The sequence below is a fragment of the Vibrio sp. Of7-15 genome (assembly GCF_022347565.1).
Taxonomy (GTDB): domain Bacteria; phylum Pseudomonadota; class Gammaproteobacteria; order Enterobacterales; family Vibrionaceae; genus NORP241.
Map to the genome: position 1 here is coordinate 1 of NZ_JAKRGH010000033.1, position 20,283 is coordinate 20,283.

Genomic DNA, 20,283 nt, shown 5'->3' on the forward strand with positions numbered 1-20,283 from the left:
TCGATAAACCCCAAAAGAGAGCCTCTTATTTCTACAAGTAAAAATGCTTCGTTTCTATCGTTGAGCAGAGAGAAAGAATTCTGACTTAGGACGCATAACACTAACTATATCAAACCGTGCCGCCTTTTATCCCGAATATATTCTTTGCACAGTTCAATAACAATAATTCTATGTATACCATAAACTTACAAATACATCACTTAATATAGATGTAGATATATACTGAACTCTGCCGTATATCTCCCTTTAACCCTCACCTTATATGTAATTGATTAAAAACCTAATTTCTCTATTTTCTCACCTCTATTGAAAATAAACAAAAGTAATTTGCAGCACACCCCTGTTCTATCTACATTAAGCACCACCAGCTAAAAAATACATTTTTATGGATATCCCACAATCTCTAAAACCAGACTCGCCGCGATTTGCCGACCAGCTACGTATTTTTATCAGAACCCGTGGCCTCTCTTTTAATACAGAGAAACAGTACTTGTATTGGGTGACTCACTTTATTCGGTTTCGCAATTATACTTCCCGCGAAGAAATCAACGCTCAAGATATTCCCACCTTTCTGACTCACCTTGTTACCCAACGTAACGTTTCACCCAATACACAAAAAGCCGCCTTAAACGCCCTCGTTTTTCTCTGTAAAGAGTATTTACAACAACCCGTCGATCATTTGGATTTCAAACGAGCCAAGAAAGCGGCACCACTTCCTACTGTCTTTAGTCATAGTGAAGCAATGGCTGTTATTAATGAGCTAAAACACCCAGCCAAGCTGATTGCGCAGCTCATGTATGGTAGCGGATTAAGAATTAATGAAGCTCTTCGCCTCAGAGTAAACGATGTCGATATCAAACAACGGATCATCACAATCCGTGCAGGTAAAGGAAATAAAGACAGGACTACTCTACTTCCAAATACAGTCATTGAAGATTTAGCCACTCAACTGGCATTTGTTAAGCAGCAACACTCTATTGATGCTCTAAACGGCCATGATGAAGTGTATATGCCGTTTGCCCTAAACAAAAAGTACCCAACTCAGGCTAAAAGTCTCGGCTGGCAATATCTCTTTCCATCAAAGCAAATTAGCCAAGATCCTCGCTCAAATACATTGCGTCGCCACCACGTTACCGACAGTTCCATTCAACGTGCCGTCCGTAACGCCATCAAAAAAGCAAACATAACGAAAAAAGCCAGTTGCCATACATTCAGGCACAGCTTCGCCACCCGCATTTTAGAACGAGGTGGCGATCTTAGAACCATTCAAGAGCTGCTTGGTCATTCCGACATCAAAACCACCCAGATTTATACTCATGTGGTTGGGCTGCACTTTTCAGGCACCAAAAGCCCACTGGATTTTGATTAAAAAACACTAATCGGGCTGCTCTAATTGCTCATCCATATCCAGAAGCAGATCTTGAAGCTTCTCCAAATACTCTCCCGGCTCCTGCCATAACCCTCGCTGAGCCGCTTCTAATAAACGCTCACTCATCTCTTCCAACGCTTGTGGGTTGTGTTGCTGAAGAAACGCTTGAGTATCAGGCTCTAGAACCAGTGCATCCGCAACTTTTTCATACTGATAATCATCAATTAAATTCGTAGTCGCATCATAAGCAAACATATAATCGACACTGGCTGCCATTTCAAACGCCCCTTTGTATCCGTGCGCTTTCATGGCCTTAATCCATTTAGGGTTTAATACTCGTGAGCGGATCACCCTATTTAGCTCTTCTTTTAAGGTTCTGATCTTAGGGGCAGATGGATTTGAGTGATCGTTATGATACACCTTTGGCATGTCACCAGATAACACGTGAACCGCATTGGTCATACCGCCTTGGAACTGATAATAATCGTCTGAATCAAGTAAATCGTGCTCGCGGTTATCTTGATTTTGCACCACCACATCAATATGACCTAAACGATACTCATAAGCAGATTTTGCTTCCACTCCATCGACATCTTGGAGTGTACTGCCATAGGCGTACCCCCCCCAGTTTACGTACGCTTCGGCCAGATCCGACTGTTCTTCCCAACAGCGCTCATCAATCAAGCCTTGTAGGCCCGCACCGTAAGAGCCAGGCTTACTGCCAAACACACGAAAACTCGCCTGACGTTCAGCCTCTTGCTGATTGTAACCTTGAGCAAGTAACTCCGCCGTTCGATCCAAAATATTATTTTTGATCGTATTACTCTCACCCGGATCATCAAACTGAGCAATGGCTAACACGGCAGCATCATAAAGCTTCATCACGTTTGGGAACGCATCGCGGAAAAAACCCGAAACCCGCAAGGTGACATCCACTCGCGGCCTGCCTAATAACATACATGGGATAATTTCAAAATCGATCACCCGTTGCGATCCCGGTGCCCATACCGGTTTTATGCCCATTAACGCAAAAGCCTGAGCAATATCATCACCGCCAGTGCGCATGGTCGCGGTTCCCCACACAGAAAGCCCCAACTGTTTAGGATAATCGCCGTGTTCTTGTAGATGGCGCTCAATCAAAGCCTGTGCCGAGCGCTCACCAAGTGCCCATGCTGCTGGTGATGGGATCGAGCGATTATCCAATGAGAAAAAATTACGCCCGGTCGGTAAGGTATCTAATCGGCCTCGGGTTGGGGCACCACTTGGCCCAGGTTCAATGAATTTGCCCTCTAAACCATCAAGAAGTGCTTGGATCTCATTCGTGGCACTTTGTGATAACACTTTTAATAGAACCTGTTTTACATACTCAAATTGCTGGGCTGTGGCGGGAAATTCCGTTTGAAACCGGCTCACATCGGCCTGTGGAGGGAGCTGCTCTTTCGATATGTGAGGAACAATAAATCGCTCGACTAGCTCTATGGCCAATAGCTCCAATCGATCTCGAGTATCTAGCTCTGTTCGCCACACTTTCGTGGTTATATCATTTAACACGGCGGGCTTTGGACCAAGCCAAGCCTCATTTTTACTGGCTAGGGGATCAAACTCATTGCTGTCTTGAGTAAGCTCTAAATCTATTACTAAGTTATGCAAAATACCTTGACTATCTGAGCCTGTACCACGTGGAAGACGAAGCAATGCCACTAATGTGTCGGCCAACTTATCACTGGACGGCAATGCCCCAAGAATGTGTAAGCCATTACGAATTTGCGCTTCTTTAATATCACACAAGTATGTATCCAGCTCGGCCAACATTTCATCACTATCGGCCCCTTGCGTTAACCCTAGCTCTTCCATCACATGGGCTTTTTGCACCAAGCGAATGATTTTATCTCGAAGCCACTCTTCACGGCGAGTATCCATCCCCATGGCTTGGTAATATTCATCCACCAGCGTTTCAAGATCAGCTAACTCTCCATACACTTCAGAGCGGGTCATTGGTGGCATTAAATGATCGATGATCACCGCTTGTATGCGTCGTTTTGCCTGCGCCCCTTCCCCCGGATCATTTACAATAAACGGGTAAAAGTTAGGCATTGGCCCCAACACCACATCTGGCCAGCATTGATTGGATAATGCATGCCCTTTACCCGGCAGCCACTCTAAATTGCCATGTTTGCCCACATGGATCAGCGCATCCACTTGGTAACAATGACGAAGCCAGAAATAAAACGCCAAATAACTGTGAGGCGGCACTAAGTCAGGGTCATGATAGTTGGCATTTAAATCCATATTAAAGCCACGTGCTGGCTGAATGCCGACAAAGGTTTCCCCTAACCGAATGCCTGACAGCATTAATCGGCCTTGGCGAAATTTCGGATCTTCGTCTGGCGCTCCCCAGCGCTGCCAAATCGCTTGTTGGCTCTCTTCCGGAAGCCGCTGAAAATGCACCATGTATTCATCAACCGACAGACTCTGCCAACAAGCCCGCTGATGAATGGTATCTGGGTTGTTGGTGATCACGTCGAGCAACAGCTGAATCAGCTCTGTGCCTGAGCTTGGAATGTCTTCCACCGGATAGCCCGCGGTTTGCAGCGTATGTAAAATATTCAGTGTCGACGCTGGCGTATCCAGCCCAACCCCATTACCTATACGGCCATCTTTGGTTGGATAGTTAGCCAGTACTAACCCAATCCGCTTGTCGCTGTTCTTTTTGTTTGCTAGCTGGCAATACTTCACTGCCAACTGCGCGACAAATTGAGCCCGTTCATAATGAAGCGCGTAATGCACCACAGAAATTTCGCAGCGTTCATTGTAAAACGCTTCGGCTTTAAAACTCACCGCTCGGGTGATTACTCGGCCATCCATTTCTGGCAGCACCACTTGCATGGCGATGTCACGGCTACGCAACCCTTGATTATACTCTTGCCAGTCTTGCTCTGTACTGCTGGATAACACCAATTGCAATACTGGAATATCACGACAAAAAGGCGAGACGAACTCGCTAGGCTCCGAGCTCAATTCCGGGCTTGATACTCGATTGCTCGCAAAGCCTGTCGTGTTAATCACCACACTCGCCTGACTTTGCTTTAATAGAGCGTTTACCAGCGTGATAGATTCCAGATCTTTTAACGATGCGATGGCTATCGGCAACGGATTCAGCCCTTGCTCTTCAATGCACTCAATTAAGGCATCAAACATGGCGGTATTGGCACTTTGTAAATGGCTACGGTAAAACAGCACCACGGCAACAGAAACCTGTGGTTGCCGTTGTGCCCATCTCTGCTGCCAATCAGACAACGAGGCCATGGCGTGCTCTGTCAAAGCAGGCGGCATGTAAATCTGACAGTTCGGGATCACTTGCGGCTGGTGCCAGCCATACTTTTTTTCAAGCAGCTGATCTGCAAGATAGGTGTAAAGGTGGTGGTGATTAAGCCCACCACCTTCACGTAAATAACGCCACACATTAACGGCCATTTCACGTGGTACTGAAGAGGCAGAGAACAAAGCTTCATCGGGCGAATCATCCCCCGGGACCACAATCAGGTAATGAGGGCGTGATGTTCGATGACTTGCAGCCCATTCCAACAAACGTTCAAAACCATATTGCCAGTAGTTTTGCCCGCCCAGTAGAGACACCACCACCACTTTGGCGTGATCCAAAACTTTATGCTGGTACAAATCAAACGCCGCAGGTTTTAGAAGTTGCATCCAATTGGCTAACCGAATGGAGGGAAAATCCTCAGGCAACGAGTGCGCCGCATTAGCCAGTGCTGCTAATGAGCTGTCCGCCGCAGATAACACCACCATATCAGCAGGGCTCTGGTTTAAGTCGATGATCCCTTCATCATCGGTAAAACCACCGGGCTGAGCTGCAAGTAAATGCATTAGCTGATCTCAGCTTGTTTTAACGCTTGTTCTAATACATCCCGATCGAGCTGTTTACCAATGAACACCAAGCCCGTCTGGCGAGGCTCATCCGTAGTCCACAAGCGATCAAAATGCACATCCAACCGTTCACCAACAGCTTGCAATACCTGACGCATCGGCTTACCCGGCAACGCAGCAAAACCTTTAGCGCGATAAATATTGTGTTCTGCAAGCAGTTCACTCAGCGCCGTTTGTAAACGTTCACCATTCACTTCGCCTAAGGTGATCACGTGCGAGTCAAAATGATCGTGAGCATGATCGTGATGCTCACCATGTGCATGATGATGATCGTGGTGGTTATGAACGTCTTCAATGCGATCTTCCGCTGCCGAGTCAAGGCCAATAATCACATCTAACTGCACGTCACCATGATCAATATAAGTGGTTTTTACTGCCTGGGGCACTTTCTTACTGACTACGGTTTTTACTTGATCGCGCTGCTGGCTGTCTAATAAATCATTTTTGCTCACCACGATTAAATCAGCCGCGCTTAACTGATCGTCCAATAGCTCTTGAAGGCTTGGATCATGATCTAAACTGTCATCGGCCAAACGCTGCGCTTGTACTTTGTCAGCGTCGTCAGCAAAACGACCTGCCGCCACTGCTGGGCCATCAATCACGGTGATCACCGCATCTACTGTGCAGTATTGTTTAATTTCCGGCCAATTAAATGCTTGCACTAACGGTTTTGGCAGCGCTAAGCCACTAGTCTCAATCAAAATATGATCAATGTCCTCACGACGCTCTACCAGCTGCTGCATCACAGGCAGAAATTCTTCTTCTACGGTGCAGCAAATACAACCATTCGCCAATTCGTAAATACCATTCTCTTCAGACGTAACCTGATTAGCTTCCTCTTCACAGTCAAGCGGACAGCTGCGTAACAAATCCGCATCAATATCAAGTTCACCAAATTCGTTTACGATCACAGCAATTCGCTTGCCTGCCGCTTGCTTTAGCACATTAGATAATAGAGTGGTTTTCCCACTGCCTAAAAAGCCAGTGACAACGGTGACAGGTATTTTATTCAGTTGCATCTTGTTACTCCTAGAGTCAACTACTTACTTTACAACTCGAATTAATAACCCAAACCATAAGAAGAATGATTATTAAACCAAGTGCAATAGTGAGTGAATTGAAATATTTACTGATCCATGAGCGAGGAATTATAGGGAGTCATTGGTACCAAGTGCAAACGTTTACCTGATTTTTTATTCAATGATAGAAGTCTAGACGGATGGAGGGTACAATTCACTCAGAGAGGGAAAACAATGACTAAAATAGAAACACTACCGGAACATGCTGGCGTCCTCATTTGTGGTCATGGCAGCAGAGCAAAGATTGCAGAAGACGAATTCGCCCTATTAGCAAAAAGCTTAAAAAGCCGCTATCCAACCCTTAAAGTGGAATACGGTTTTTTAGAATACTCCGCCCCGAATATTCATACGGCGTTAGATCGATTAGTCGCACAAGGAGTGACACAAATTCATGCGGTACCAGGAATGCTGTTTGCAGCCACTCATGCCCAAAATGACATTCCATCGGTATTAACCACCTACCAAGAAAAACATCCGCATTTAGACATTGAATACGGCAAAGAGCTGGGGCTTCATGAAGAGATGATCTTGGCTTTTCAGCAGCGCGTATTAAATGCCATGGGCCTGAAAGAGGTTCCTGCTGTGGGTGAGCTTTACGATACCATGTTAGTAGTCGTCGGCCGAGGTACTTCCGTTGTAGAAGCCAACGCCGATGCTGCAAAACTGACTCGCATCGTCAGCGAAAACTTAGGGTTTGGTTGGTCTGAAACCGTTTATTCGGGTGTAACCTACCCTTCAGTAGGCCGCGGTTTAGAAATGGCACTAAAACTGGGCTTTAAAAAGATCGTTGTAGCACCTTACTTTTTGTTTGGTGGTCGCTTAATTGACCGTATTCATACCTATGTGGATAGCGTTGCTGATGCCAACCCAGATGTTCAGTTCATGAAAGCCGATTACCTGCGCGAGCAAGAACATGTGATCAATACGTTTAAGCTTCGTATTGAAGAGACCATTGATGTGCCACCGCACCACATTGGCTTAATGGCCGACTTTAAAGCGCGCTTGGCTCGCGGTGAAGTTGAAGTACATCATCATCACGCGGAATTTAAACCCGAAGGTGAAGAAACTCACTCACATTCTCATCACCATGATCACGACCACTCACACAGTCATGGCCATCATCACAGCCATTCTCATGATCATAACCACGATCACGGTCATCATCACGCCCCGTACAAACACATTGGGCATCCATTTGGGCCACGAACTATGATCAATGACAACTTATGTTGCTGCTTTATGGGTCAGTTCCCACAAGAAATTATTGATGAAGAAAAGAAAATAAAAGCAGAGCAGCCAGGCACTCCGAGCTGCAAAAAGTAACAGATTGTAAAAGTAGGACTAGAAAGCCAGTTGATACCCTCAATTGGCTTTTTCATGGCACTCAATCCACTCCAAACGCTGCAGCGCTTTATTTCCGGCATTATCAAAACCCGACTTATTATAGCACTAAAGCATTTTGCAATTGACCGTAACATTAATGATTTATCTGCTATCTAAGCCAGCGCCTGCTTACTATTCCGGCTAGTTCTTAACTCAAATGACAACAATAATACAAATGCAATCAACATCGAGCCCAAACACAATAATAACGCGCTTTTATAACCAAAATATTGAGATAACAAGCCCATCACGCTTGTTCCTGCCATCGTCCCTACAGCCATCGCATTTGTGTAAAAAGCAGTGGCTTTACCAATAAAATCGGGAGCTTCATCTTGCAACACCGTGACACCAAGCCCTACAAAAATGCCAAAAAACAAACCATTAAACAGTTGAATAACAACAAATGCTGCCATGCTTGTGATCATCTGAAGCAAAATATAAAAAATCACAGCACACCCAAAACTGAATAACAATAACTTCACTTTCCCTACTTTTTGTGACCAATTGGCCGCAAGCAGCATGATCGGAATTTCAAACGCCGCGGTCATGCCAAGTAACAGACCAGGAAACGAGACTGGAAAACCCATCTCTTGAGTGACGTATAAAGGCATTGCCGTAATGTATGTGCTGTTTGCCACATTAGCAAAAAAAACGACGCCTCCTAAAAACCAAACAGCCTTAGGTAAGCGAACGCTTGCTTTATGATGCTCCCCTATTTTAGTTTGTTCTGTCGTAGCGACAGACGCGTTAGGCAGTATTTTCCATGTATAAGCAATCACAAACAAAGCAATCAAAGCTGCCACGTAAAAATTCACACTAAAGCCCAAATTATCAACAGAAGCAAAGGCCAAAGCTGGACCAACAATCCAAATAAGAGAGACCGATGATCGCATTTGAGAGTTGATTTTTGTGCTATTTTGACCAGAACCTTCAGCGAAGCGTCGGATCATAGCCAGAATCAATGGGATGGATGAACTGCCAAGTCCCATGAACACAATACCAACGACAAGGGCTTGCCAAAACTCGGTTAATAAAGAAAAGGATAAAGCGGCCAACACAATACCAAATACAGCACATAAAAATAGGGTTTTACTGTCGATACCACGGTCTGACAAACCACCAAGCTTTTGGCTCATGATCATACCGGACAAAGCAGCGCTAATCGTATACAAGCCAATATAAATAGGCTCTACCCCAAGCCCTTCAACTAAAAACAGACTCATGATGGGTAAAATAAAAGAAAATGCTAAAGCCGTTAAGCCATTAATGATGAAGTAACTACCCGCATCGCTACGAAAAAAATCCAGTGCCTTTTTGATATCCCTATCCTCATTTTTTATGTTATGCCACTTTTTCTTCCACCTTACTTGATATTCAAGGTAATGAATATCAAAGAGACATTAAACCGCAAAGTCATTCATAAATAAAAGTAAAAATGATCCAAGAACAATATATGACTCTAATGTGATACCCAAAAAGTACATGGTTAACCTTGATGCACTTTCATTGCTTAATAGAGATTAAGCCAAAGCCCCCATCACAGCTTTTACGATCAGGTACAGACCAATCAGCATCAGGATAAAAAATACCATTCGACGCATGGCCTGCTGACTTAGCGGTGGTGGAAAGCGGCGACCCAATACCGTAGACAGTGCCACTACTGGCAAAGCGCATGCTGATAGCAAAAGAATGTCCTGATCCAGCTCGCCCTGAACACCTACAAACAGACTACGCGATGCCGAAGTACAAACAAATACCGCCAGCAGCATGTTTCTGATCACGTTAATTTCAAAAGGTTGACGATAAAATTGATACACAATGGGTGGGCCCGACATACCAAACATACCGCCAGTTAAACCTGATCCTAACCCACTCACCAAAAAGCTCATGTTACCCGATCTAGTGGTTTGTTTTTGCGGGCTTAAAAAAAGACTTAAGCCACTGTAAACAATCATACTTCCCAGTAGCCCTTGCAGCATATTAGTGGCAGATGCACTTAGTAGCCCCAATAACAAAACGCCAATGATGATGCCAGGCACCACACCAATAAGCACAAACTTAATGGCTTGCCAGTCAATGTGCTTTCGGGCCCCCGGTAGTGCTATCGCACAATTCACTAACGTCACTAAACTCACCACAGCAGCACTCATGTGGACACTGGCTAAATCCAACGCGGTGGCTACACCAATAACAATGATCCCTAGCCCGAACCCAGTTACGGTTTGAAAATAGGTGCCGATCATAATTAAGGCTAACAACGCTAATAAAAGCTCTGTATTCATATTTTATCTCTCAATAATTGCTATGCTTGCTGTCAAATAGCATACCATTTGGCAACAATAGAAATTAAGTGCATATGTTATATTGAAATGCCACAATAACTTTTTATCGTTGTCATTCAAAGGACCTCATTGTGTTTCAAAAGTTACCACTACTTCTTTTAGCGTTTCTTTCTTTCCAAGCTTTTTCTGCCACAGAGCAAACAGACTTGTTTTCAACCATTAATGCCCGTCTTAGCTATATGGAAGACGTAGCACTGTATAAAGTAAACCATCAAAAACCGATTGAAGATATTAAACGTGAGCAATTTGTGATTGAAAAAGCCACTTATTCAGCGGAAGCTCTCGGACTAGACAAAAAAAGTATCGCCGCTTTTTATACCGCTCAAATCTCAGCTGCGAAAGCGATTCAGTACCGTTACCGTGCCGACTTACTTAACCAGCCAACAAATAAAAAACCAAGGGATTTGAAAGCCGTTATTCGACCAGAGCTTATTGCACTTGGGAAAAAAATAGACCAAGAAATTTTGAGCTACTTACAAACTCAAGGGCAGTTTTCAGAAGGTGATTGGGAAGCGTTTTCTGCAACAATAAACAGACCTTATTTAACCACAGTGGATAAAAGAGCCCTTTTCAATGCTCTGCTTGCGGTTAGACTGAAATAATGGATTCAGAATTACACTAAAATTCATGGCAGAAAAGTGTACGAGCCCCAATATCACTCTTGTTGATCTTTTGGGGCTACCTCGTCACATTTAATGCAGTTAAGCTCAAACCCCAACATTTTCTTACGACCAACCTCGCTGATCACCCAAGGGCGACTGACCCAAGGTGGGTTGTGTCGAACGTGCTGAAAGTGACCACATACTAACTGTGCAACCCAGTTTTTTATCGTCATATCAACGATTCTCTCTTTTATACCAGGGTAATAGGCATTATAAGTGTAATCAAGTTGGAATGATTTTCTACAATCAAAGCAACTGAAGCGCTGGATATTATTCGCCCCAGAACCATATTTACAAACCGATTTAGTCTGGGAGCAGTAGCGGCATGGAACGTCGATGGTAGCCATAAAATTCACTCGGAAATGAATAATAGTATAGTTCAAATCACCATGTTATAGTCACGACCCTATATTGTATGCAAATAAGATTCTGAAAAATGGTGGATACTCTAAAAGGGGGTTATTAAAGGCACCAACAATTAACTATTAGTGCCGTAGTCTCAATTTATATTCACAACATAACTTTAACTTTTTTATTAATCTCAATAATAAAATAAGATGCGATTACTGAGCATAAAACAGCCCAAAAGGTTAAACTTGTCTCTTCTAATTGAGAAAACTCTGCCAAGATTAATAATACAAGTGCGTGTATAAAGTATATTGATGATGAGTAAAGTGCGATGTTTTTACTTTTTCCTTTGATATTAATTTTAGAGGCAAATAAAAATATAAAAGGACATACAATTATAAGTGACAGGTAGTTGTCAAAACCACTATACTCCCCAATATTTACATAATTAAAGTAAGACTCTATGAACAATAGAAATAGCCCCAAAAAACAGCCTATAGAAGTAATCTTCAAGTTAACTTTATCAATAATTGAATGCTTATGAATCAAATATCCCAAGCATAAAAATGGAAATGCAAAAAAAACTGAATTTCGATGGGACCAGTTTAAATTAAACACTTCATCTATAACTTTACCTTCAAAAACATGGTAGTTACCCAAATACTGTATTAATACACCTATAAAGAAAAACGTCAAAGAAATAATAATTAGAAAAAAAGAAGGCAGCTTATGAGAAAAAACAAGTATTAACGCAGCCCCTATCATTCCAGATATATACCAAAGGTGATGATAACCAAATAGTATCTTCAGTGTGAAGAGAGTAATACTTTTCAACGAAAAGTCTGGTACATAAAACCAGAAAAATGAATAAATCAACATCCATACTATATATAATATAAAAACTCTTTTAAACCAAAGTCCGCTATTTTTTCTAGATAATACCTGAAAAAAATAATAACCATTAATTAGAAGGAAAACTGGAACCGCAATCCTAAAAAGTCCTTGAACTGTAAGATGTTGGCCTATCTGTGTAATATCACCCAAGAAGCCAGCATGAAGGCCAACAACCATAAAGGCCATAATCAGCTTTAAAATGTCCAACGAAACGTTTCTTTCCATTATTTTTTCTATTCCTATGATGACTACTAATTGTAACGCCTACTAAGTGGGCACTTTTATAAAGCAACCTGTTGTGTATTGTATCAAAAACTACTACTGCTTACCGAAAATTATTGGCCAGAAAACCTGAGGTCCATTTTCATGAACCCACCTGAATTATGCGCAGCCAAAAAATACCTCTAAATAAGAAAATCGTTAACTTATTAGCAATTAAAATTCCACTGACATCTCATATATTACACACAGAAGCCCTTGACTTTATAAGTTCAAAATACTGTTTGTTATTTAAACAATAGACATGCAAGCTAGTGGGATTTTTAATCCTCATGGTTAAACCACAAATTTTTATATATTGTTCATAAACAGCGGCATAATTTGATATAGTGCCATGTTCGTAAAATTTTGAGAGTCCCTAATGAAGAAGTATTTCGTTGTTTTTATGTTATTAAGCCTAGTTGGTTGTTCCTCCTTAGCCAGAGATGGTGGTGCAATAAGAGTTCAAAATAACTATGAAGATGGAGACTATCACGAGGCTATCAGTATTGCAGATAGAATTATGCACCAGTACGATTATAACGAAAGCATGAAAGCAATGATTCGGTATTATAAAGCCATGAGCTTAGAGGCCATTAATGATATTAACGGAGCCATTGGTGTCTACCGTTTCATTAAAGAAAACCATGCTAATACAGAATATGGTTATATGGCATCCGAAAAGCTTCAGGCCATTACTCCCTCTTATATACATGAGTAAGAAAAATATGGACGCGATTAAAGCTCAGCTCTTAACAAAAATCCCAAGTGAGCGGTATCGTTCTTTCAACGGAAGCGCCCCCCAAACTGGGGATGTTGTGATTATAGATCAGGGGTTTACCTTTCCTGATGGTAATGCTGGCTGTGTCGCTTATAAGGTTGATCAAAATGGCAGTTTTATGTATGAAGCTGAAGTTTATGAATTTGAACTTGGTGAAAACATGAGCACTTAAGAGGGAGAAATAGCAAATTATAGCCTCAAAGACTTGGGTGAAGAGGCTTAAACCCAATATCAACCTATCATTTTATAAATAGTGTTTACTTCAAGAGCAACCCTGTAAAGATAACCGGACTATCTATGTCTACCATTTTTGATCTAAAAAACGTTGAAAATTCGTGGGCTGATTCAGTCAATGAGGCTCTAAAGAATAGCTGGCCAGAATATATAGAAAAATATGGAAAAGTTGGAACTGAGAAATGGTGGAAAAGTTATGATTCTGGCCTTATTCAACGTTCTAGAATACTCGGTATTGTCTCTTTTGTGGGCAAACGTCAGGATTTTCTTAGTGAAGAATGGGGCACCGTAGAAATTGTACATGGGGATGAGCATATCGAGTACGACCATTTGGGGTACTGGGACAGCAATGAAGTAATTGTTGGAGCCACTATTCTTGTTGAGTCATTTGAGATAGCTCTTCAAGAACGATATGGGCCAACGACATTTTGCTTTGAGCGGTTGGTTCAGGTACTTAGAGCCTAAAATACAGTACACTCAACACCTTCTTTAGGTATACAGGAAGCAGTGGTCATCCATCAGAGCCATTACCTGAAACACCATTCTTGATTAGTGAGTTCATCAAGGTTCGTGACTCCCACATTCAAAAAAGCATGTCAGGAGCAACCTTGGGGTTAATGACTAATAAATTACACGACATTACTTCAGCTTCCACTTAAATTAAGTACTGCAAAGTAAAAGTGATAGATAAAACCCGGCATTTTTGGTACAACCTTTTACCGAAAAACCGAATGTGCGTATGTGACACTTTTTATGTCTATACAGGCGTCCTAAAAATTGACCAAACCGTATTGAAGAAACTTACTATCCACTGCCTTCTGATTTACCAAATAAAAACCATGTTTCACCGCGAATTCAGGCACTCGTTAACGAAGAGAACACGATGACTAAACAACATAATTATATATGGGCAATGGTTATTGCTGCCGTATTTTTTTGGGGCAGCAACTTTAACGCAATCGCAGCTTTAGACAGCGATATTCCTCCAATAGTCTCGTCGCTCATTCGGTTTGTAATTGCCTCAATGGTACTTATTGCAGTCGTACCCTTTGTAGAACGGGGAACCACACTATCAGTCAAAGACTACGCTTATCTTTTGGGGCTGGGGTTTGTTGGCATTTTTTGTTTCAACTACGCCATCTTTGCAGGTATGAAAGAGACCTCTGCTGTAAATGGCGCGTTGATTATGGCCAGTATGCCTCTGGTGAGTGTCATTCTTTCCAAACTCTTCTTGAACGTTAAGATTAGCCACTATCAACGTGTAGGGTTGCTCCTAGCTATTTGCGGCGTTTTTCTGGTCATAACTAAAGGAGACTACATGGCGTTGGAATACAACTTAGGTGATATATGGATCATGATCGCCTGTGTCTGTGGTGGCCTTTATGCTGTACTCACCAAAACGTTAATCAGTCATATACCTTCAGGTCAAGCAACACGATGGACCGTTTTATTCGGCACTGTATTTATGTTTTTAACAAGCTTAATTCAAGGCGATATTAACTACGACTATACATCCATCTCTTTATCTTCCTATGCCTTGCTCGGGTATATGGGCATACTGGGCACTGTGCTTGCGTACTATTTTTGGATAACAGGTTGCCAAGTACTTGGCCCTGAGAAAACATCAGTCACCACCAACATGATCCCGTTATTTACGTTAGTAATAAGCTTCATTCTGGGCCAAGAAATCGAAACCATTCAATTGATTGGAACTGCGATTATTCTTCTGGGCGTTCTATTCGGCTCTGGTTATATGAATACATTTCGGCCATCTTCCACCTCTACTTCAAACGTAAAGAGCAATTAACAATAGAAGCTTTGTAGTTGTTTTGCCCCTTCCTGCCCTGTAGTCGTTCAAAAATACAGAATTAGGGAGAGAATAAACAAAGGCAAAACGAAGAGAAAGTCACATGCCTTAAAGGAAGGGGAATAATTAAAGAAATCACAAAATCAGAGTTTAATTCATTTTGGCCAACGTTTTCAGCGATCATTCAGGATCTTCGATCCTGATATGACGCAAGATCAGGCATTCGCCCTATGGGGTAAATACTGCGATCGTATTATTTGCAAAAACATCGTTCATGCTAAAATGACAGAGTTCATACCACCCGTTAGCACTTTTTCCATAGTAGGACAGTCGTAGTGAGTTTAAGTAAGCAGATAAAAACCATCATAATGAATTTAATGGCACCAAAAGCTCACGTTCCCCCGATATTAAAAACCTATGAAAAAGAATTAAAAAACTTACAACGAGATTACATTTCGATAAAAGCAAAGCCATTGGCTAACAAGCTATCCGAAGACCCTTTAAAACTTACAAAAAGTAAATTTCTTGGTTTTCCTTTTATACCATCAGGGTCAGAGTACCCGAAAGATGAAAACGGAAAGCCCATGATCTTAATTGCTCAAATTAATTTTTCAGAAACGCCTGAATTAACTCACTTTCCTTCAAGCGGACTCTTACAACTTTATTTTCCAGCAGATGATTGGGGGGACATAGGTTCGGAAAAAATCCTATACCACAGCAGCACAGACTTACAAAAACAACCAGTCTCGGACTTCTCTTTCATTGATTATGCTGTATATAAAGAACTTCCTATCAACAAAATTCATAATTTGAGTTTCAAAAAAGCCATAGACACAGGCTGTAGTGAAGATTCCCAATTTTCACTCATGTTTGGCACCAAAGATTTTGGAGACTTTGAAAGTGACTTACACAAAAATCAAAAGAAAGAATTTTACAATTATTTCTCGTGCTCAGGCCATAAAATAGGCGGGTATGCCACCTTTACCCAAGGTGATCCACGAGACTACAGCTCTAAACGTAAAAATGATGTACAACTACTACAAATCGGTATTGATGACTTCATCATGTTTGGTGACAGCGGTGTCGGTCATTTATTCATTCACCCCGATGACTTGAAAGCTGGAAATCTTGAGAAAGCATACTTTTATTGGGACTGCTGTTAAATCTTACGATTTGGCGGCATAAACAATCGAGACTTTTCTAGACTAAAGTGTCGCGTCGGAAATGCTTTAGAGACAAGAAACCTTATCACTCATTATGATTAATTTAAGGCTCTAATGAATAAACATAAGATACGCAAAACTAAATTAGATCAAAGCTTTGTAAAGCTAGAAGCAACAATAAAAAGAAAATTCAGTGTGTCATTTATGAGTAATACAAAATGGTTCAAATTACTGACATATTGTGCGTCTTTCGAAGAAAAAAAGTATAGAATTCAATTCAAACTCGTTCACGATGATAAAGTCAGGATCTCTTATACTGAGAGTAATGAAGATTTCGTTGAACACAATTGGTTCATAGAGCCTTGGATTTATAAAGAGATTGAATGGCTTGAATTTAGTTTTGAAGACAATAATACGTTAGATGAACTGATCAATTACTTACAATCTAAAGCTCAGTTTCCTTTGGAAAAAACTGAAACAGGTTATCGAATCGTAGGATATATATAGCCATAACAACCCCTTACTGTGTAGTGAATATGATCAAAATTTGGAGAGAATCAGCAGATCCGAAGAAACACATCGACTTTATGAGTGCCCATCTATAGCGAAGACTTACAATTCGACCTTTATTGACAAATCAAAACACGATAAGAGTTACAAGGTAAGTGTGGCATATAATGGTGACGCTATCGCGCATAAAAATGGAATGACTAAAATGGACTCAATAGAAAAAGAACTTTATGATGCGGCAATTCAACTTATTAAAACACGCTACCCCTCAGGTTGGGGTGGTGCAGCAGCAGTAAGAACTACATCTGGAAAAGTTTTAACCAGCATAGCGCCAGATGTGGAAAACGATGCTTTATCGCTTTGCATGGAAGTGGGGGCTTACTTAGAAGCGCATAAATTGAACGATGCCGTTACCCACTCACTGTGCTTATGCCGTGAAGATGAAAACAGTGAGTTTTTGGTGTTATCACCTTGTGGGATTTGCCAAGAACGCTTAGTTCACTGGGGCGGCGACGTAAAAGCAGCGATAACAACTCAAAATAATAATTTAGTTTTCAAAACTATACGTGAGTTGATGCCGCATCATTGGTCTTTGGTAAATGGAAAAAAGCTATAAGTTAAAAAGCGAATACCACGTCACTGGCATCTCTTACAATTAGTCACGATCTCAGATATTGAGCGTAGAAAGTACGCTCTCCATTTCATTCAGCCAACCTAGAAGAAACAAATTCAGAACCTTTAAAGAACCTACCATTTTTCTCCTTCTGGTAAAACGGTTGCTCACAATCATTTTGTTATGTTATAACGTATCAAATTAGGCGCTATACTTTATCTCTAAATCGTTAACCACGTAAACATCGACTATAAGATGCGTAGCAAGATCATATGAAATCATCGTTAGCGCATAACTAGCTGCTTGCACAAAGGGAATAATATAATGAATACCACTTTAGCCGCCCCATCAGCCACCAGCACAAATAACCAAGCCAATAGCCACCGTTCCTTTTGTTCAGCAGAACAACCGACCGTGCTAAGTAACATCTATGAAAGCAACGTAAACATCGCGATTTGGCAACGTCATTTTAGTGAAGAATTAACGAACGAAATCAGTCAGTTTATTACGGAAAACCCGACTTTTAGTAAATCTCTCACGGTTTCCCCTGATAACGTGTATAAGAAACTAGAGCTGGCAATGGATGACAATCCCCCTACAGCACTATTAGAAAATATTGCAGAGCTAGTGGATATGTTTTGCTATTTATTCGATCTCGAACAAGCAGGTCTACGCTTAGCGGTTTTGAGTGATGCCATGTGTCCGCGTTTTCACTTTGATCAAGTGCCTTGCCGCTTAGTCACAACTTATCATGGCACCGCAACACAATGGTTACCTAATGATGCCCTTGACCGCTCTAAATTGGGCCATGGCAGTAATGGCCAACCTGATTCGTTATCTGGCCTCTATCGTCATGAGTCCGACATCCAACAGCTCTCTTGCGGAGATGTAGCTCTGCTAAAAGGAGAGCGTTGGAGTGGAAATGAAAATGCGAGTCTCGTTCATCGCTCCCCTATTACAGAGTCTGGCGAAGCTCGATTACTACTCACGCTGGATTTTGGCTAACCCGGCGGTTATTTAGGACGAAAATTCGCCCCAAAAGATCAACAAATTCACTTTCGGGGCAGAACTAAACTGCCCCAACGGAACAATCTTCTTAGCCATTGAGCAACAATCCGAATGAATCAAACCAAAAAACTGGTGGCTTTTATATTTGGTTAGGCGCAGCGACTGAACAAAAAAACACTCCCCCTAACAACTTCAATATAAGCAGTAGCTTGCACCACCTATGCGCATCAAATCCGGTGAGAATCTAAACTGATAAATATAATACTATGGTGCATTCATTCATGTTAACCTCACACATATGTTGGCCTCTAATAGTGAGGTTAGCTTTTATAAGCAAGTATTTAAGGCGGTGTTGACCCTTTGAGGAAATATATGTTTTGGAGTAAAAAGTTCTCATCACTAACCGCTGCTCTTGAAACTCCACACAGAGCGAAAAAACTTTTTCTTTTAAAAACCGGCATTGATGCCAAATTGAGTCATATTGAGAGATTAGAAAAGCTAACAACGTTGCATATCGGATGGCAAGAATTAAAACAGTTGCCAACCGAGATAACAAAGCTACACAATTTGCAAGAGCTTATTGTATTGAATTCGCCAATAGAAAGTATACCGCCATCAATACACCACTTAACGTCTCTAAAACGGCTGGTTTTTAGGGGTACTGGTATTACATCTATACCTTGTGAGATAAGGCAACTCCAACAACTGGAAGAAGTCGATTTCAGTAATAATAATATCCAGTGTTTACCCAAAGAAATAGGCGAGCTTAAAAATTTAAAGTCATTGAATTTACATTGTACGTCTATTGAAAAAATCCCTGACGAACTGGAGAAGTTAGATAAATTAGAGTTTTTAGGGTTAACGGGAACTAAGTTCAGTGAAGCGGAGAGAAATGAGTTAAAATTGAGGCTTGAGTGCTAACAAAGCAATAAACGATTGTTCTAAGACACTTTGCTGAAAACGTTACAACTATGGATATGCTCGATAAAATACATACAGCTGAAGCTTGGGCCAGCCTGAAAACCAATGTCGGTAATGCCAAGCATGTGCCTTATGCGTTGTTGGCGCTTCTGTCTGATGACGAGAACGAGGTAAAAAGAGCATACTGGCAGATTGATAATTATGTCGTGTTGCAAAGTGATCTCTCCCAATCCACTAGGTACGTTACAAAATACCTAGAAGAGGTGCTTATCAAAGCAAAGTTCAAAGGCTATACATTAGAATTGTTATTCCAAATTGGAAATGGGATCTCACCTAATAAAAATTTGGAAGATGAATGCTACGAGCAAGTGATGGATATTCTAGAGAGAACCCAATATCATAACGATATTGCGAGCACCAAATGGGAAAAGACAATTAAAGAAAACATAAACGACCTAAGAGTGCTCCATAATGATCGCTTCTAATGAATTCATGTATAACTTAGAGTTTATGTACATCCACTTTCAGCTAAAGCTGGACTCCGTGGGATACAACAGCGCCTATTGAGGATTTAGCATGTTTGATTGGTTCAAAGCCAGTGGGCTAGCAACGTTAGAAAAACTGTATTTTCCAAACGAAAAAATAGACTGGCCCGAACCTTGGTGGTATTTAGATTCAAATATAGAAATTAGAGCAGGAATACAAAGGGAGCTTAATTCTGAAATTGGTCCTAAACACCCTCTTTGGGGCCTAAAGCCCGTTGTCATCGGTAAAAGTGATGCCAATGATGATGTCATCGTACACCTAAATAATGGAAAATTTGCATGCGTTCATTTGATTTGGCATGGAAGAATTGATCAACATCCTGATAAATACCCATCAAGTATTATTTTTGAAAACATTAGCGATCTTCAACATTTCATAAACATAGAGGCAGCTGAATACTCTTAGCAAGATAAGAAAGCT

The 20,283-nt window shown here is 41.4% G+C and carries 20 protein-coding genes; 14 read left to right on the forward strand and 6 right to left on the reverse strand.

What is annotated here, in order from left to right:
* Nucleotides 1-385: 385 nt before the first annotated feature.
* The gene (locus MHO82_RS22695) at nucleotides 386-1,369 is read left to right on the forward strand and encodes an integron integrase (RefSeq protein WP_239188234.1); all 984 of its coding nucleotides are present in this window, start codon (nucleotides 386-388) and stop codon (nucleotides 1,367-1,369) included.
* A gap of 6 nt (nucleotides 1,370-1,375) precedes the next feature.
* Here MHO82_RS22695 and cobN read toward each other — a convergent pair whose 3' ends face one another.
* Complete coding sequence (gene cobN / locus MHO82_RS22700; RefSeq protein ID WP_239188236.1) at nucleotides 1,376-5,254, reverse strand: cobaltochelatase subunit CobN; 3,879 nt, start codon at nucleotides 5,252-5,254, stop codon at nucleotides 1,376-1,378.
* On the reverse strand, nucleotides 5,254-6,333 hold the full coding sequence (gene cobW, locus MHO82_RS22705) for a cobalamin biosynthesis protein CobW (protein ID WP_239188238.1): 1,080 nt from the start codon (nucleotides 6,331-6,333) through the stop codon (nucleotides 5,254-5,256). The genes cobN and cobW overlap by 1 nt, the downstream gene beginning before the upstream one ends.
* Nucleotides 6,334-6,567: 234 nt before the next feature.
* On the opposite strand from cobW, the gene MHO82_RS22710 reads away from it, so the two are divergent.
* Nucleotides 6,568-7,716: a sirohydrochlorin chelatase gene (locus MHO82_RS22710; protein WP_239188240.1), complete on the forward strand. Its 1,149-nt coding sequence runs from the start codon at nucleotides 6,568-6,570 to the stop codon at nucleotides 7,714-7,716.
* 173 nt (nucleotides 7,717-7,889) lie between these two features.
* Here MHO82_RS22710 and MHO82_RS22715 read toward each other — a convergent pair whose 3' ends face one another.
* Both MHO82_RS22715 and MHO82_RS22720 read right to left on the reverse strand, forming a co-directional pair.
* The gene (locus tag MHO82_RS22715) at nucleotides 7,890-9,116 is read right to left on the reverse strand and encodes a sugar efflux transporter (protein ID WP_343299984.1); all 1,227 of its coding nucleotides are present in this window, start codon (nucleotides 9,114-9,116) and stop codon (nucleotides 7,890-7,892) included.
* Between the two features lie 180 nt (nucleotides 9,117-9,296).
* Nucleotides 9,297-10,058 carry a TSUP family transporter gene (locus tag MHO82_RS22720; RefSeq protein WP_239188244.1) on the reverse strand — a complete coding sequence of 254 codons (762 nt, stop codon included), beginning with the start codon at nucleotides 10,056-10,058 and terminating at the stop codon, nucleotides 9,297-9,299.
* A 131-nt stretch (nucleotides 10,059-10,189) separates the two neighbouring features.
* On the opposite strand from MHO82_RS22720, the gene MHO82_RS22725 reads away from it, so the two are divergent.
* A complete protein-coding gene (locus MHO82_RS22725; protein ID WP_239188246.1) occupies nucleotides 10,190-10,720 on the forward strand; it encodes a chorismate mutase in 531 nt (176 codons plus the stop codon).
* Nucleotides 10,721-10,773: 53 nt separating this feature from the next.
* Here the strand turns inward: MHO82_RS22725 and MHO82_RS22730 are convergent, their stop codons facing one another.
* Both MHO82_RS22730 and MHO82_RS22735 read right to left on the reverse strand, forming a co-directional pair.
* Nucleotides 10,774-10,953, reverse strand: coding sequence for a DUF3565 domain-containing protein (locus MHO82_RS22730; RefSeq protein ID WP_239188248.1), 180 nt, complete (start codon nucleotides 10,951-10,953; stop codon nucleotides 10,774-10,776).
* 337 nt (nucleotides 10,954-11,290) lie between these two features.
* On the reverse strand, nucleotides 11,291-12,247 hold the full coding sequence (locus tag MHO82_RS22735) for an acyltransferase (protein ID WP_239188250.1): 957 nt from the start codon (nucleotides 12,245-12,247) through the stop codon (nucleotides 11,291-11,293).
* Nucleotides 12,248-12,662: 415 nt separating this feature from the next.
* On the opposite strand from MHO82_RS22735, the gene MHO82_RS22740 reads away from it, so the two are divergent.
* The 11 genes from MHO82_RS22740 to MHO82_RS22790 all read left to right on the forward strand — a co-directional run bounded on the left by MHO82_RS22740 (nucleotide 12,663) and on the right by MHO82_RS22790 (nucleotide 20,268).
* Complete coding sequence (locus MHO82_RS22740; protein ID WP_239188253.1) at nucleotides 12,663-13,001, forward strand: hypothetical protein; 339 nt, start codon at nucleotides 12,663-12,665, stop codon at nucleotides 12,999-13,001.
* A 7-nt stretch (nucleotides 13,002-13,008) separates the two neighbouring features.
* Nucleotides 13,009-13,233, forward strand: coding sequence for a hypothetical protein (locus MHO82_RS22745; protein ID WP_239188255.1), 225 nt, complete (start codon nucleotides 13,009-13,011; stop codon nucleotides 13,231-13,233).
* 125 nt (nucleotides 13,234-13,358) lie between these two features.
* Complete coding sequence (locus MHO82_RS22750) at nucleotides 13,359-13,760, forward strand: hypothetical protein (RefSeq protein ID WP_239188257.1); 402 nt, start codon at nucleotides 13,359-13,361, stop codon at nucleotides 13,758-13,760.
* A 418-nt stretch (nucleotides 13,761-14,178) separates the two neighbouring features.
* Nucleotides 14,179-15,102: an EamA family transporter gene (locus MHO82_RS22755; RefSeq protein WP_239188259.1), complete on the forward strand. Its 924-nt coding sequence runs from the start codon at nucleotides 14,179-14,181 to the stop codon at nucleotides 15,100-15,102.
* Nucleotides 15,103-15,437: 335 nt separating this feature from the next.
* Nucleotides 15,438-16,265, forward strand: coding sequence for a DUF1963 domain-containing protein (locus tag MHO82_RS22760; protein WP_239188261.1), 828 nt, complete (start codon nucleotides 15,438-15,440; stop codon nucleotides 16,263-16,265).
* A 114-nt stretch (nucleotides 16,266-16,379) separates the two neighbouring features.
* Nucleotides 16,380-16,772 carry a DUF6678 family protein gene (locus MHO82_RS22765; protein ID WP_239188263.1) on the forward strand — a complete coding sequence of 131 codons (393 nt, stop codon included), beginning with the start codon at nucleotides 16,380-16,382 and terminating at the stop codon, nucleotides 16,770-16,772.
* Between the two features lie 208 nt (nucleotides 16,773-16,980).
* Nucleotides 16,981-17,391, forward strand: a complete 411-nt coding sequence (locus tag MHO82_RS22770; protein ID WP_239188265.1) for a cytidine deaminase — start codon at nucleotides 16,981-16,983, stop codon at nucleotides 17,389-17,391.
* A 321-nt stretch (nucleotides 17,392-17,712) separates the two neighbouring features.
* The gene (locus MHO82_RS22775; protein WP_239188267.1) at nucleotides 17,713-18,393 is read left to right on the forward strand and encodes a DUF1826 domain-containing protein; all 681 of its coding nucleotides are present in this window, start codon (nucleotides 17,713-17,715) and stop codon (nucleotides 18,391-18,393) included.
* A gap of 375 nt (nucleotides 18,394-18,768) precedes the next feature.
* The gene (locus tag MHO82_RS22780) at nucleotides 18,769-19,317 is read left to right on the forward strand and encodes a leucine-rich repeat domain-containing protein (RefSeq protein WP_239188269.1); all 549 of its coding nucleotides are present in this window, start codon (nucleotides 18,769-18,771) and stop codon (nucleotides 19,315-19,317) included.
* A gap of 50 nt (nucleotides 19,318-19,367) precedes the next feature.
* A complete protein-coding gene (locus tag MHO82_RS22785; RefSeq protein ID WP_239188271.1) occupies nucleotides 19,368-19,802 on the forward strand; it encodes a hypothetical protein in 435 nt (144 codons plus the stop codon).
* Between the two features lie 91 nt (nucleotides 19,803-19,893).
* On the forward strand, nucleotides 19,894-20,268 hold the full coding sequence (locus tag MHO82_RS22790) for a hypothetical protein (protein ID WP_239188274.1): 375 nt from the start codon (nucleotides 19,894-19,896) through the stop codon (nucleotides 20,266-20,268).
* The last annotated feature ends 15 nt before the right edge of the window (nucleotides 20,269-20,283 follow it).